At 72.7% G+C, this 13,064-nt stretch carries 14 protein-coding genes and 1 riboswitch; of the genes, 11 read left to right on the forward strand and 3 right to left on the reverse strand.

Features of this window, described 5'->3' with window-relative positions:
* Positions 1–12: 12 nt before the first annotated feature.
* The 8 genes from ACZ37P_RS35320 (at position 13) to ACZ37P_RS35355 (ending at position 7,989) form a co-directional block, all read left to right on the forward strand.
* The gene (locus ACZ37P_RS35320; RefSeq protein WP_401854811.1) at positions 13–1,128 is read left to right on the forward strand and encodes an FAD-dependent oxidoreductase; all 1,116 of its coding nucleotides are present in this window, start codon (positions 13–15) and stop codon (positions 1,126–1,128) included.
* 44 nt (positions 1,129–1,172) lie between these two features.
* Complete coding sequence (locus ACZ37P_RS35325) at positions 1,173–1,964, forward strand: GNAT family N-acetyltransferase (protein ID WP_401854814.1); 792 nt, start codon at positions 1,173–1,175, stop codon at positions 1,962–1,964.
* 70 nt (positions 1,965–2,034) lie between these two features.
* A riboswitch (SAM riboswitch) is annotated at positions 2,035–2,146 on the forward strand.
* Between the two features lie 34 nt (positions 2,147–2,180).
* Positions 2,181–2,312 carry a putative leader peptide gene (locus ACZ37P_RS35330; protein WP_355335606.1) on the forward strand — a complete coding sequence of 44 codons (132 nt, stop codon included), beginning with the start codon at positions 2,181–2,183 and terminating at the stop codon, positions 2,310–2,312.
* Between the two features lie 167 nt (positions 2,313–2,479).
* Positions 2,480–3,670 carry an LLM class flavin-dependent oxidoreductase gene (locus ACZ37P_RS35335; RefSeq protein ID WP_391162944.1) on the forward strand — a complete coding sequence of 397 codons (1,191 nt, stop codon included), beginning with the start codon at positions 2,480–2,482 and terminating at the stop codon, positions 3,668–3,670.
* A gap of 19 nt (positions 3,671–3,689) precedes the next feature.
* Positions 3,690–5,075: an NtaA/DmoA family FMN-dependent monooxygenase gene (locus ACZ37P_RS35340; protein ID WP_391051185.1), complete on the forward strand. Its 1,386-nt coding sequence runs from the start codon at positions 3,690–3,692 to the stop codon at positions 5,073–5,075.
* Positions 5,072–6,190 (forward strand): LLM class flavin-dependent oxidoreductase, encoded by a 1,119-nt coding sequence (locus ACZ37P_RS35345; protein WP_401854816.1) that lies wholly within the window; start codon positions 5,072–5,074, stop codon positions 6,188–6,190. The genes ACZ37P_RS35340 and ACZ37P_RS35345 overlap by 4 nt, the downstream gene beginning before the upstream one ends.
* Before the next feature lie 101 nt (positions 6,191–6,291).
* Positions 6,292–7,422: an LLM class flavin-dependent oxidoreductase gene (locus ACZ37P_RS35350; protein ID WP_391051181.1), complete on the forward strand. Its 1,131-nt coding sequence runs from the start codon at positions 6,292–6,294 to the stop codon at positions 7,420–7,422.
* A 57-nt stretch (positions 7,423–7,479) separates the two neighbouring features.
* Entirely contained in the window at positions 7,480–7,989 is a 510-nt protein-coding gene (locus ACZ37P_RS35355; RefSeq protein ID WP_355335616.1) for a beta-class carbonic anhydrase, read from the forward strand.
* Between the two features lie 217 nt (positions 7,990–8,206).
* Here the strand turns inward: ACZ37P_RS35355 and ACZ37P_RS35360 are convergent, their stop codons facing one another.
* Positions 8,207–8,806 carry a TetR/AcrR family transcriptional regulator gene (locus ACZ37P_RS35360; RefSeq protein WP_391051178.1) on the reverse strand — a complete coding sequence of 200 codons (600 nt, stop codon included), beginning with the start codon at positions 8,804–8,806 and terminating at the stop codon, positions 8,207–8,209.
* A 161-nt stretch (positions 8,807–8,967) separates the two neighbouring features.
* Between ACZ37P_RS35360 and ACZ37P_RS35365 the strand changes: the two genes are divergently transcribed.
* Complete coding sequence (locus ACZ37P_RS35365; RefSeq protein ID WP_467350530.1) at positions 8,968–9,675, forward strand: SDR family oxidoreductase; 708 nt, start codon at positions 8,968–8,970, stop codon at positions 9,673–9,675.
* A 21-nt stretch (positions 9,676–9,696) separates the two neighbouring features.
* Here ACZ37P_RS35365 and ACZ37P_RS35370 read toward each other — a convergent pair whose 3' ends face one another.
* Positions 9,697–9,954: a hypothetical protein gene (locus ACZ37P_RS35370; RefSeq protein ID WP_391051174.1), complete on the reverse strand. Its 258-nt coding sequence runs from the start codon at positions 9,952–9,954 to the stop codon at positions 9,697–9,699.
* An 81-nt stretch (positions 9,955–10,035) separates the two neighbouring features.
* Entirely contained in the window at positions 10,036–11,472 is a 1,437-nt protein-coding gene (locus ACZ37P_RS35375) for a dihydrolipoyl dehydrogenase family protein (protein WP_467350533.1), read from the reverse strand.
* 195 nt (positions 11,473–11,667) lie between these two features.
* On the opposite strand from ACZ37P_RS35375, the gene ACZ37P_RS35380 reads away from it, so the two are divergent.
* Both ACZ37P_RS35380 and ACZ37P_RS35385 read left to right on the forward strand, forming a co-directional pair.
* The gene (locus ACZ37P_RS35380; RefSeq protein ID WP_355335627.1) at positions 11,668–12,264 is read left to right on the forward strand and encodes a histidine phosphatase family protein; all 597 of its coding nucleotides are present in this window, start codon (positions 11,668–11,670) and stop codon (positions 12,262–12,264) included.
* 182 nt (positions 12,265–12,446) lie between these two features.
* Entirely contained in the window at positions 12,447–12,995 is a 549-nt protein-coding gene (locus ACZ37P_RS35385; protein ID WP_355335630.1) for a DoxX family protein, read from the forward strand.
* Positions 12,996–13,064 lie beyond the last annotated feature (69 nt).

Consider the following 13,064-nt stretch of genomic DNA (forward strand, 5'->3'; position numbering starts at 1 on the left):
AAGTCGACCGCCATGACACGCAGGAAAGTCGTCGTCGTCGGAGGCGGGGCCATGGGCTCGTCCGCGGCCTGGCACCTCGCCTCGCGCGGCGCCGAGGTCACGCTGCTCGAACAGTTCGCGCCCGGCCACGACCGGGGCAGCTCGCACGGCAGCTCCCGGATCTTCCGGCTCGCGTACGCCGATCCGTTCTACGTCGGCCTCGCCGTACGGGCGCTTCCGCTGTGGCGGCGGCTCCAGGACGAGACGGGCAGCACCGTACTGACCCTGACCGGGGCCGTCGACCACGGGCCCGCGCGGGCCGTCGCGGCGCTGCGGGACGCGCTGCGCGGGGCCGGGCGGCCCAGCCAGGAGCTGACCGCGCGGGCCGCCGCCGAGCGCTGGCCGGGGCTCGTCGCGGACACCACCGCGCTGTTCCACCCCGAGGCCGGGCGGCTGCACGCCGACGACGCGGTGGCCGCCTTCCAGCAGGCCGCGCGGGCCAAGGGCGCGACCGTACGGCACGGCGTCAAGGTCGGCGCGCTGCGGCGGCGCGGCTCGGGCGCCGAGGTGGTCACCGCGCAGGACGAGGTGATCGCCGCGGACGCCGTGGTCGTGGCCGTCGGCGGCTGGGCGGCCCGCACGCTCGGCCAGGTCACCGAGGGCCCGCCGCCGCTGCGCGTCACCCAGGAGCAGCCGGTGCACTTCCCCGCCCCCGACGCGCCGGACTGGCCCGCCTTCATCCACCACGGCGGGGCCGGTATCGACGAGGCCGCGGGCGTGTACGGCCTCGGCAGCGCCGACGGGGTGAAGGCCGGATTCCACGGGATCGGCCCGGTCGTGGACCCGGACGACCGGGACCGCACGCCCGATCCCGTGGTCCTCGGCAGGCTCCAGGAGTACGCCGCCCGGTGGCTGCCCGGTGTCGATCACACCCGGCCCACCCCGGTGACCTGCTTGTACACCACGACCCCCGATCATGACTTCGTGATCGACCGTGTGGGACCTTTCACCGTCCTCGCGGGATTTTCCGGGCACGGATTCAAGTTCGCATCAGTGGTCGGCGAAATCGCCGCCGACCTCGTGGACGGCCGTCCGGGGTCAGGACGGTTCGCGATCGGCCGCCCCTACCGCCCGGCGACAGCGCAGTGACGGCGACGCGCCGTACGACAGCAGAACGGAGAGTCACGGCGACCATGTCGACCAGCCTTCAGCACCCGCAGCAGCAGCCCCAGAACCCCGGACCCGCCGGCGACCAGGTCTTTCCCGCGTCGCCGCACCCTCTGGACAACCCCGCCTGGGCCGCGCTGACCGGGGCGCACCGCCATCTCGCGCAGATCGTCGGCTCCGCCGCGCGCTACCCGGAGGACGTCTCGCCCTTCGTGGCGCTCGCCGACCCCGCCGATCCGGCCGCGTGGGCGGACCTCGCCGCCCTCATGGGTCCCGGCGCGACCTTCGCGCTGGCCGGCGTCCCGGCCACGCCCGACGGGTGGCGCAGCGAGTGGGGAGCCGAGGGCGTGCAGCTCGTCGGGACCGACGCGCTGCTGGACGAGGCCGATCCGGAGGCGCGCCCGCTCGGCCCTGCGGACGTACCGGAGATGCTGGACCTGGTCGAGCGGACCAAGCCGGGTCCGTTCAGGCAGCGCACCATCGAGCTGGGCGCCTACTACGGCATCCGCCGCGACGGAAAGCTCGTGGCCATGGCCGGTGAGCGGCTGCGGCTCGACGGCTGGACCGAGATCAGCGCCGTGTGCACCGACGACGCGTTCCGCGGCCAGGGCCTGGCGTCCCGGCTGGTGCGGCACACGGCGGCCGGGATCCGCGGCCGGGGCGACCGCCCGTTCCTGCACGCGGCGGGCAGCAACGTCAACGCCATCCGGCTCTACGAGTCGATCGGCTTCGCGCTGCGCCGCACCACGCACTTCCGGGGCGTACGGGTGCCGGGCGGCGACGGCGACGCGGAAGGCACCGGCGGCGCGGGCGAATGAACGCCGGTGACGGACACCGGTGACGGACGCCATTGCGCGGGACGGTATCCGCGAGATAGCGTCGAATTCAGGTGATGAGTGTCAGCGACAAGCCCTGGCTGGCTGACCGGCAACCCTCCCTCGCGGCGGGGTGCTCCAGGTGACAACCAGGCGGGTCCCGACCGGACCCGCAAGCGCGACTCCGGTACGGCCCCCGGCCGTACCGCCCGGACGGGGGTGACGACAGTGCGAGCGGACTTCGACCGCGCCGACGTGCGCACCCTCGTCCCGCGCGGACCCGTCGTGCATCTGTACGGGCGCCAGCACATCGATCTCCAGCGCGTCGCCGGCGCGCTCTGTTGCGCCTGATCTGACCCCGCCGACGCGACCGCCATGGGGCGGCCGTGTCCTCCTCCGGTCGATCAGGAAGGCACTTCGCCGTGTCCGCACACCCGTCATCCCTGTCCTCCTCCGCCTCCCCCGAGCCCGCTTCATCACCTTCGTCCGCTCCGTCGGCGTCCGCCGCCCGTCCGCCGCTGCACCTCGCGGTCGCCCTGGACGGCGCGGGCTGGCACCCGGCCGCGTGGCGGGAGCCGGACGCGCGACCCGGCGAACTGTTCGACGCCGCCTACTGGGCGGACGCCGTGACCGAAGCCGAGCGCGGCCTGCTGGACTTCGTCACCATCGAGGACTCCCTCGGGCTCCAGTCGACCGGGTACGGCGACCCCGACGAGCGCACCGACCAGGTGCGCGGCCGGCTGGACGCCGTGCTCATCGCGTCCAGGGTCGCCCCGCTGACCAGCCACATCGGTCTGGTGCCGACCCTGATCGCCACGCACACCGAGCCGTTCCACCTGTCCAAGGCCATCGCCACCCTGGACTACGTGAGCGGCGGCCGGGCCGGGCTGCGCATCCAGATCTCCGCCCGACAGCACGAGGCCGCGCACTTCGGCCGCCGCGAATTCCCGCCGTTCCGCATCGAGGAGTACGACCAGCCGCACGTCCAGGACCTGGTCACCGACCTCTTCGACGAGGCCGCGGACTACGTCGAGGTGCTGCGGCGGCTGTGGGATAGCTGGGAGGACGACGCGGAGATCCGGGACGTGGCCACCGGCCGTTTCGTGGACCGCGACAAGCTCCATTACATCGACTTCCAGGGCCGCCACTTCGGCGTCAAGGGCCCCTCGATCACACCGCGCCCGCCGCAGGGCCAGCCGCCGGTGACCGCGCTCGCGCACGCGACCGTGCCGTACCGGCTGGTGGGGCGCGCCGCGGACATCGGCTATGTGACCCCGCACGACGCGGGGCAGGCGGCGGCGATCGTCGCGGAGATCCGCGCCGAGCAGCGGGCCGCGGGCCGGGAGGCCGAACCGGTCCATGTCTTCGGCGATCTGGTGGTCTTCCTCGACACCGACCGCGCGGCGGCCGAGGCCCGCAGGGACCGGCTGGACGCGCTGCTCGACCAGCCGTACACCAGCGACGCGACCGTCTTCGCCGGGACGCCCGCCGAACTGGCCGACCTGCTGCTGGAGTGGCAGGACGCCGGGCTCACCGGTTACCGGCTGCGGCCGGCGGCGCTCGGCCACGACCTGCCCGCGATCACCCGCGGCCTGGTGCCCGAGTTGCAGGCGCGCGGCGCCTTCCGGCGCGCGTACGAGGCCGGCACGCTCCGCGGCCTGCTGGGGCTCGCGCGCCCCGCGAACCGTTACGCCACCACCAGCGCCTGAGCCGGAGGATCCGACCGTCATGAGCAAGCCCCTGAAGCAGATCCATCTCGCGGCCCACTTCCCCGGCGTCAACAACACCACCGTGTGGAGCGACCCGGCCGCGGGCAGCCACATCGAGTTCAGCTCCTTCGCCCACTTCGCGCGCACCGCGGAGCGGGCCAAGTTCGACTTCCTCTTCCTCGCCGAGGGCCTGCGGCTGCGCGAACAGGGCGGCCATATCTACGACTTGGACGTCGTCGGCCGCCCGGACACCTTCACCGTGCTCGCCGCGCTGGCCGCGGTGACCGAGCGGATCGGCCTGACCGGCACGATCAACTCGACGTTCAACGAGCCGTACGAGGTGGCCCGGCAGTTCGCCAGCCTCGACCACCTGTCCGCGGGCCGCGCCGCGTGGAACGTCGTCACCTCCTGGGACGCCTTCACGGGCGAGAACTTCCGGCGCGGCGGCTTCCTTCCGCAGGACGAGCGGTACTCCAGGGCGCGGGAGTTCCTGGCCACCGCCAATGAGCTGTTCGACTCATGGCACGGCGACGAGATCGTCGCCGACCGGGAGACCGGGACGTTCCTGCGGGACGCGCGGGCCGGGGCCTTCGTCCACAAGGGCCAGCACTTCGACATCCAGGGGCAGTTCAACGTCCCGCGCAGCCCGCAGGGCCGCCCGGTGATCTTCCAGGCGGGGGACTCGGAAGAGGGACGCGAATTCGCCGCGTCGAGCGCGGACGCGATCTTCAGCCGGTACAGCACTCTCAAGGAGGGGCGGGAGTTCTACACGGACGTCAAGGGGCGCCTGGCCCGGCACGGCCGCAGGGCGGACCAGTTGCTGATCCTGCCCGCCGCCACCTTCGTGCTCGGCGACACCGACGCCGAGGCGGAGGAGCTGTCCCGCGAGGTGCGCCGCGCGCAGGTCAGCGGTGCCACCGCGATCAAGCACCTGGAATTCGTCTGGAACCGCGACCTGTCCGGGTACGACCCGGAGGGCCCGCTGCCCGAGATCGACCCGGATCTCGGCGAGCACACCATCGCCCGCGGCCGGGCTCAAGTCCGGATGTACCGCGACCCGTTGGCGACCGCCCGCGAGTGGCGGGAGCTGGCGGCGGCCAACAAGTGGTCCATCCGCGACCTGGTCATCGAGACCGGCAACCGCCAGTCGTTCGTCGGCTCCCCCACGACGGTCGCGGAGACCATCAACTCCTTTGTGCAGGCCGACGCGAGCGACGGTTTCATCCTCGTCCCGCACATCACCCCCGGCGGTCTCGACGTCTTCGCCGACACCGTCGTGCCGCTGCTCCAGGAACGCGGTGTGTTCCGTACCGAGTACGAGGGCGGCACGCTGCGGGACCACCTCGGCCTGGCCCACCCGGACGCCGGGGGCGACGCCGCGGACGTACGGGAGTCGGTGGCATGAAGTTCCTCGCCATCACGCTGATCGTGCACCGGCCCGACCCGGTCACCGGCGTCCTGAAGTCCACTCATGAGCGCTTCAGGGAAGTCCTCGACAACGCGGTGCTCGCCGAGGAGTTGGGCTTCGACGGGTTCGGGGTGGGAGAGCGGCACGAGCGGCCGTTCATCTCCTCCTCGCCGACGGTGGTGCTCAGCCATGTGGCGGCGATCACCCGGCGCATCCGGCTCTTCACCGCGGTCACCACGCTGAGCCTGCTGGACCCGGTCAGAGCGTACGAGGACTACGCGACGCTCGACCATCTCTCCGAGGGCCGCCTGGACCTGATCATCGGCAAGGGCAACGGCACGGCGCAGCGCGAGCTGTTCCACGTCACGCCCGAGGACCAGTGGGACCGCAACGCCGAGAGCTACGAGGTGTTCCGGCAGATCTGGCGGCAGGACAAGGTGACCGCGCGGACCCGCTTCCGCCCCGAGCTGAAGGACGCGGAGGTCTGGCCGCGGCCGTACCAGCGGCCGATCCGGGTCTGGCACGGCAGCGCGACCAGCAAGGAGTCCGTGGACCTCGCCGCCCGCTACGGCGATCCGCTGTTCTCGGCGAATGTCACCAACCCCATCCAGCCGTATGCCGAGTTGATCCGCTACTACCGGGAGCGCTGGGAGCACTACGGGCACGATCCGGCGGACATCGCGGTGGGCGCGGGTTCCGCGGGGCTGTACGTGGCCCGCACCTCGCAGGAGGCGCTGGAGGTCTACCGGCCGATCTTCGAGAGCAATCTGGCGTTCCAGAAGGAGGTGGGCCTGCCGGTGGTCTTCGGGACGCTGGAGGACTTCGTGGAGCGCAGTTCGGCGCTGATCGGCAGCCCGCAGCAGGTGATCGAGAAAGTGCACCGCTATCACGAGGAGTTCGGGCACACCGTGCTGCATCTGCACGCGGACGCGAGCGGGCTCGGCGAGGCCGAGCACCGTACGTCGCTGGAGCGTTTCCAGTCCGAGGTCGCGCCCGTGCTCCGCGCGGAGATACCCGATCCGCCGTGGGACTGGGGGCCGGTGAACACGGCCTCTCCGCGTAAGGACACCGTCGGCGCAGGCACCATCGCAAAGGAGGGCGACGCCGCATGAGCGTTCCCGCAGCTTCCGGCTCATCGAACCCCTCACGTCCGTCGGACCCTTCGAGTTCCCCGGACCCTTCCGCCTCTTCGGCTTCTTCGAACTCGGCGTCGGTGCCGCTGTCGATTCTCGACCTGTCGCCGATCAGTTCGGGCTCCACCGCCGCGCAGGCGCTGCGCAACACCGTGGACCTGGCACAGCGCGCGGAGGCCGCCGGATACGCGCGCTACTGGCTGGCCGAGCACCATCTGACGACCGGGGTCGCCGGGGTGTCGCCCGCGCTGGTGATCCAGCTCGTGGCGGCGGCGACCGCACGAATCCGGGTGGGCGCGGGCGCGGTGCAGCTCGGGCACCGCACACCGCTGTCGGTGGTCGAGGAGTTCGGGCTGCTCGACGCGCTGTACCCGGGCCGGATCGACCTGGGCCTCGGCCGTACCGGATTCCGTAAGCCGTCCGCGTCCGGCGGCGCGCCCGCCGCTCCCCCGGCGCCGCGCCGCACCGAGGCCCGGTACACACCGGAGGGGCTGCTGATCCCCGCGCCGTACGACTTCAGCCGGCTGATCGGCTCTCCGCTGCTGACGCGCTACACGCAGCTCGTGCAGTACCCGGGGGCCGAACTGCCCGAGTACCGCGACCAGCTCGACCAGATCCTCGGGCTGCTGCGCGGGGACTACCGGACCCCGGAGGGACTCGACGCGCACGCGGTGCCCGGCGAGGGCGCCGATCTCCAGGTGTGGGTGCTGGGCAGCAGCGGCGGGGCGAGCGCGCAGGCGGCGGGCGCGCTCGGCCTGCCCTTCGCGGCGAATTACCACGTGAGTCCGGCCGCCGTCCTCGAAGCGGTGGACGCGTACCGCAAGGCGTTCGTGCCCTCCGCCACGCTCGACGAGCCGCATGTGCTGGTCTCGGCCGATGTCGTGGTCGCCGAGGACGACGCCACCGCGCGGCACTTGGCGTCGCCGTACGCGCTGTGGGTGCACAGCATCCGCTCGGGTCAGGGCGCGATCCCCTTCCCGAGTCCGGAGGAGGCCGCGGTCCACTCGTGGACGGCGGACGAGCGGGCGCTGGTCGAGGACCGGGTGCGCACCCAGTTCACCGGCACACCCGAAAGTGTCGCGGACCGGCTGCGGGTGCTCCAACAGGCCACGGGCGCCGATGAGTTGCTGGTCACCACCATCACCCACGACCACCGGGACCGGGTCCGTTCCCACGAGTTGCTGGCGGACGCCTGGCGGCGGACCGCATGACCTCACCCGTATGACGTCACGCATGACGTCACCGCTCAGCGCGATCAGGAGGCTCCCATGACCGACCACCCCACCGCCACCGACGGCTATCTGGAGAACAACACGGCGTACGCGGCGGCCTTCGAGGGTCCGCTGCCGCTGCCGCCCGCCCGGCACACGGCGGTTCTGGCGTGCATGGACGCCCGGCTCAATGTGTACGGGGCGCTCGGTCTCGCCGAGGGCGACTCGCATGTGATCCGCAACGCGGGCGGGGTGGCCACCGACGACGCGATCCGTTCGCTGGCGATCAGTCAGCGGCTGCTGGGCACACGGGAGATCGTGCTCATCCACCACACCGACTGCGGCATGCTCACCTTCGGCGACGACGCCTTCCGCGAGTCGATCCGCGAGGAGACGGGCATCAAACCGCCGTGGGCGGCCGAGGCGTTCACCGATCTGGAGACCGACGTCCGCCAGTCCGCGGCCCGGATCAGGAACAGCCCGTTCATCCCGCACACCGACGCGGTGCGCGGCTTCGTGTTCGACGTGGCGAGCGGCAGGCTCGCGGAGGTGGCACTGCCCGACTAGCGCCTGTCCGGCGGATCATGGGCGGTCCAGGCGGTGCCCGGTCCTCCCCCGGACTCCGTCCGGGGGGACCCGCTGAGCGCAACGCACCGGGATGCCCTAATAGCAGAGCTACTCGGGCATCCCGGCAACGCGGCGGCCGTGCGTGCCAGCTGCCGAAGGGGCCGTTCGTGATCCGCCGCGCTGTCAGACCCTCCGCACCGTCAGGCCCGAGGAGCCGTCAGGCCCGAGGAGCCGTCAGGCCCGCCGCGTCCAGGACGGCGACGGCCGTGCTCAGCGCCAGGCCGTCCAGGACCTCCGCCTTGATCCCGGCGCGGGCGCTGGCGCCGTCGAAGACCAGGGTGAGCTGGCGGGCCAGCAGTGCGGGGTCGGCGGCCCCGCCGCGCGCGGCCTCCGCGCGGAAGAAGTCGGTGAGCACCTGCTTGTTGCGGCGGGCCACGACGCTCGCCGGGTGCTCCGGGTCCTTCAGCTCGACCTGCGTGGCGAGGAAGGGGCAGCCGCGGTAGTCGGCCGAGGCGGCGGTCTCCTCCAGCCGCTCGAAGACGTACAGGACGCGGTCGCGCGGCGCCGCGGGCGCGCCGGGCGGCGGCAGCAGCCGGGCCTCGACGGGCGGCCCCTGCCGGTCGAGCGCGGCGGCCAGCACCTCGTCCTTGCTCGCGAAGAGCTGGTACATCGAGCGCTTGGACACCCCGGCGGCCTTGCACAGCGCGTCGATGCCGGTGCCGACGCCTTCCCGGTAGAAGAGCCCGGCCGCGGCGTCGAGCAGGCGGTCGCGCGTGCCGGACTTCTCCGTAGCGCCGGACTTCTGTGTCGTGGTCATACCCCGAGGTTACCGCTCCGGCTTGGCATCGGAAACCGATCGGTATACGGTGGTGGAAACTGATCGGTTTCCATGGTCGGCCGCATCCGTGCGGACCGCACGCGACCCCCGGGCCGCGCGCGTACCGGCCACGGACCGCTCTCCTCCCGAAAGGCACTCCCATGCAGATCAACAGCGCTGTCGCCCTCGTCACCGGAGGCAACCGCGGCCTCGGCGAGAAGTTCGTCCAGGCCCTGCTCGACGGGGGCGCGGCCAAGGTCTACGCCGCCGCCCGCAACCCGGCCTCGGTCACCGTCCCGGGCGCCGTACCGCTCGCGCTGGACATCACCGACCCCGAGTCGGTACGGGCGGCGGCCGAGGCGGCCGGTGACGTCACCCTGCTGATCAACAACGCGGGCGCGTCGAACGGGGTGGACCTGCTCACCAGCGAGATGGACGTCGTCCGGAACGAGTTCGAGACCCACGTCTTCGGCACGCTCGCCGTCAGCCGCGCCTTCGCGCCGGTCCTGGCCCGCAACGGCGGCGGCGCGGTGCTCAACGTGCTGTCGGCCCTGTCCTGGTTCACCACGCCGGGCAGCGCCGTCTACTCGGCCGCCAAGTCCGCCGAGTGGTCCCTGACCAACGCCACCCGCCTGGCGCTGCACGGCCAGGGCACCCTCGTCACCGGCCTGCACGTCGGCTACATGGACACCGACATGGCCGCGCGCGTCGACGCCCCCAAGTCGGACCCCGCCAAGATCGCGCGCATCGCGCTCGACGGCGTCGAGGCCGGGCTGTACGAGGTGCTGGCCGACGACACCAGCCGTCAGGTCAAGGCCGGCCTCGCCGCCGACCCTTCGGCTCTCTACGCCGAACTCGCCGCGCGCTGAACGCTTCTGAGGATGCGTCAGTCAGCAGTGCGGGACGTGCGGCTGCCACTGGGCGGCGGAACCGGTCGTCAGATACCAGTCGTTGACGTAGCCGCTGTCGCCGTCGAAGTCGAGCATGAACCAGTAGCGGTCGCCGTGCCCGTCGGCGTCGCCGTCACCGGTCGTCCAGCAGGCGAGTTCCCTCTCCTCGCCGTTGTAGTAGCGCCGCCCGGTCTGACCGGAGCCGTAGCTCGGCCCGTGGTGCGAGGCCAGATACGAGCCGGGGTCGACGGCCGTCACGGTGGCGCACCATTAGGAAGGCCCTCGTCCGCACCGCTCCTGACAAACGTCAGGGCACATCCGCCGCGGCCATGACCGCGGTCAGCCCCGGTACTCCTCCAGCAGGCGCAGCCACACCTCACTGATCGTCGGGTACGCCGGGACCGCGTGCCACAGCCGCTCGATGGGCACCTCGCCCGCGACGGCGACCGTCGCGGAGTGCAGGAGTTCGCCGACGCCGGGGCCGACGAAGGTGACGCCGAGCAGGATGCCTCGGTCGAGGTCCACGACCATGCGGGCCCTGCCGCGGTAGCCGTCGGCGTAGAGGGAGGCGCCCGCGACCTGGCCGAGGTCGTAGTCCACGACCTTGGTCCGGTGTCCGGCGCGCTCCGCCTCGCTCGCCGTGAGGCCCACGGAGGCCGCCTCGGGGTCGGTGAAGACCACCTGCGGCACGGCGGCGTCGTCGGCGGTCGCGGCGTGCGGGCCCCAGGGCGCGTCGTCGACCGGCTCGCCCTTGGCGCGGGCGGCGATCACGGCCCCGACGATCCTGGCCTGGTACTTGCCCTGGTGGGTGAGAAGCGCGCGGTGGTTGACGTCGCCCGCCGCGTAGAGCCAGCCGTCCGGCACACCGGTGACCCGGCAGGTGACGTCCACGCCCAGCCAGTCCCCGGGGCGCAGGCCGACCGTCTCCAGCCCGAGGTCGCCGGTGCGCGGCGAGCGGCCGGTGGCGAAGAGGATCTCGTCGGCGACGACCCGCTGGCCGCCCTCCAGGCCGACCCGTACCTCGCCGTCCGCGCCGTCGCGCTCGACGATCGGCACGTTCGTACCGAAGTGCACCTCCACGCCCGCCTCGCGCAGGCCCTCGGTGACCAATTCGCCGACGAAGGGCTCCATGCGCTCCAGCAGGCGGTCGCCGCGCACGAGCATGGTCACCCGCGAGCCGAGCGCCTGCCAGGCGGTGGCCATCTCGACGGCCACCACACCGCCGCCGACCACGACCAGGCGGGCGGGGACCTCCTTGGCGCTGGTCGCCTCACGGCTGGTCCACGGGTTGATGTCGGCGATGCCCGGCAGCTTGGGCAGCGCGGCGGAGGTGCCGGTGCAGACGGCGACGGCGTGCCGCGCGATCAGCCGTACGGTCTCGCCCTCCGGCGTCAGCACCGCGACCTGCTTGGGACCGTCCAGGCGGCCCTGGCCGCGTACGAGATCGACGCCGACCGACTCCAGCCAGCCCACCTGGCCGTCGTCCTTCCAGTGCGAGGTGAACTCGTCGCGGCGGGCGAGGACGTCAGCGGCGTCCAGCGGTCCCGCGACCGCGCGGGCCAGCCCCGGCAGCCGGCTCGCGTCGGCGCGGGCGACCACCGGGCGCAGCAGTGCCTTGCTCGGCATGCACGCCCAGTAGGAGCACTCGCCGCCGACCAGCTCGCTCTCCACGACGACCGTGCTGAGCCCTGCGGCCTGCGTGCGGTCGGCGAGATTCTCACCGACCGGTCCGGCTCCGATGACGATCACGTCGTAGGTACGGGCAGCGTCGTTCATACCGGCTCCTGGGCTGCTGTCTGAATCACGCGGTGGTGTGCACACGTCTGTGCACACACATCTGTACTCACATGTCGGTGTTCACACATCCGGGTCGCGCGCGGAGAGGGGTGGCCAGGCCGTCATCCTACTGACGGGACCGGGCGGACGTATGATCACTTCGGGGCGCCGAGGGGCGCCGCGGGAGGTGTACCGATGGGCGAACTGGTACTGATCCGTCACGGCGAGACCGAGTGGACGCTGACCGGCCAGCACACCAGCTACACCGATCTGCCCCTCACCCCGAACGGCGAGGAGCAGGCCAGAACGCTGGCTCCGATGCTGGCCAGCAGGCACATCTCCACCGTGATCACCAGCCCGATGCGTCGCGCGCGGGACACCGCGAAGCTGGCCGGGCTCGAGCGCACACGGGTCGACGCCCACCTGTGCGAGTGGGACTACGGCGGCTACGAGGGCGTCACCACCCGTGACATCCACCGCACCCGTCCCACCTGGGATCTGTGGACCGACGGGGTCCCCGAGGGCCCCGAGGGCCATCCGGGGGAAACGGCGGAACAGGTCGGCGAACGGGCCGACCGGGTGCTGGCCCTCGCCGACGCGGCGTTCACCAACAGCGACGGCGGCGATGTGGTGCTGGTCGCGCACGCCCACTTCCTGCGGGTGCTGACCGCCCGCAGACTGGGGCTGCCCCCGGCCGACGGCGCCCTGTTCCAGCTCGCCACCGGCACCGTCAGCCGACTCGGCCTGGAACACGGCCGCCATGTGCTGACCGCGTGGAACCGGCTGCCCTGATCGGGCGGTGACGTCTGCGACGGCGGTGGCCTCCGGACGAGCCGCGAGGCCGGTGTCAGCCGTGTAGCCCGGACGGACCGCCAGGAGCGGCGGCATCCGGTGGGGTCCGCGAAGACTGGGAGCAGCCCGGCGGTCCGGAGTCGGACCGGGACCGGGGCCCGGCACCAGGAGAGGACCCGGTCATGGCACTCGCGCACCGCAAGGACATCGGACTGCTGGCGTTGCGCGCGGGGACCGGCGGGGTGCTCTTCGCGCACGGCGCGCAGAAGCTCTTCGGCTGGTTCGGCGGCGGCGGGATCGACGGCACCTCGGCGGCCATGGAGCAGATGGGCTTCAAGCCGGAGCGGGCGAGCGCCGTCGCGGCCGGGCTCGGCGAGGCGGGCGGCGGGCTGCTGCTGGCCCTGGGGATCGCCACCCCGGCCGCGGGCGCGGCGGCGGCCGGCGCCATGGCGGGCGCGGTCTCCGTCCACGCCCCCGCCGGTTTCTTCAACACGTCCGGCGGCTACGAGTACCCCGCCTTCCTCGGCTTCTGCGCCGCCGCTTTGGGTGTCACGGGACCCGGCCGCTACTCTCTGGACCATCTGACCGGCCATGTCCTGAACCGCCCGTGGGTGGTGGCCGCCGCCTTCACCGGCTCGGCAGCCGCCGCTTTCACGGTCGTACGCCGCCGCGCCGTCGGCAACGGTCCCGCGCCCGAGGATCTCGCCGTGCTGGAGGACCAGGACGGCTGAGCCGCCCGCGGACCGGTGCGGGGAACGCCGTACCGACCGGGGCAGCGGCACGCGCGGCGGCCACCGGCG

The sequence above is a fragment of the Streptomyces sp. NPDC024632 genome (assembly GCF_055559175.1).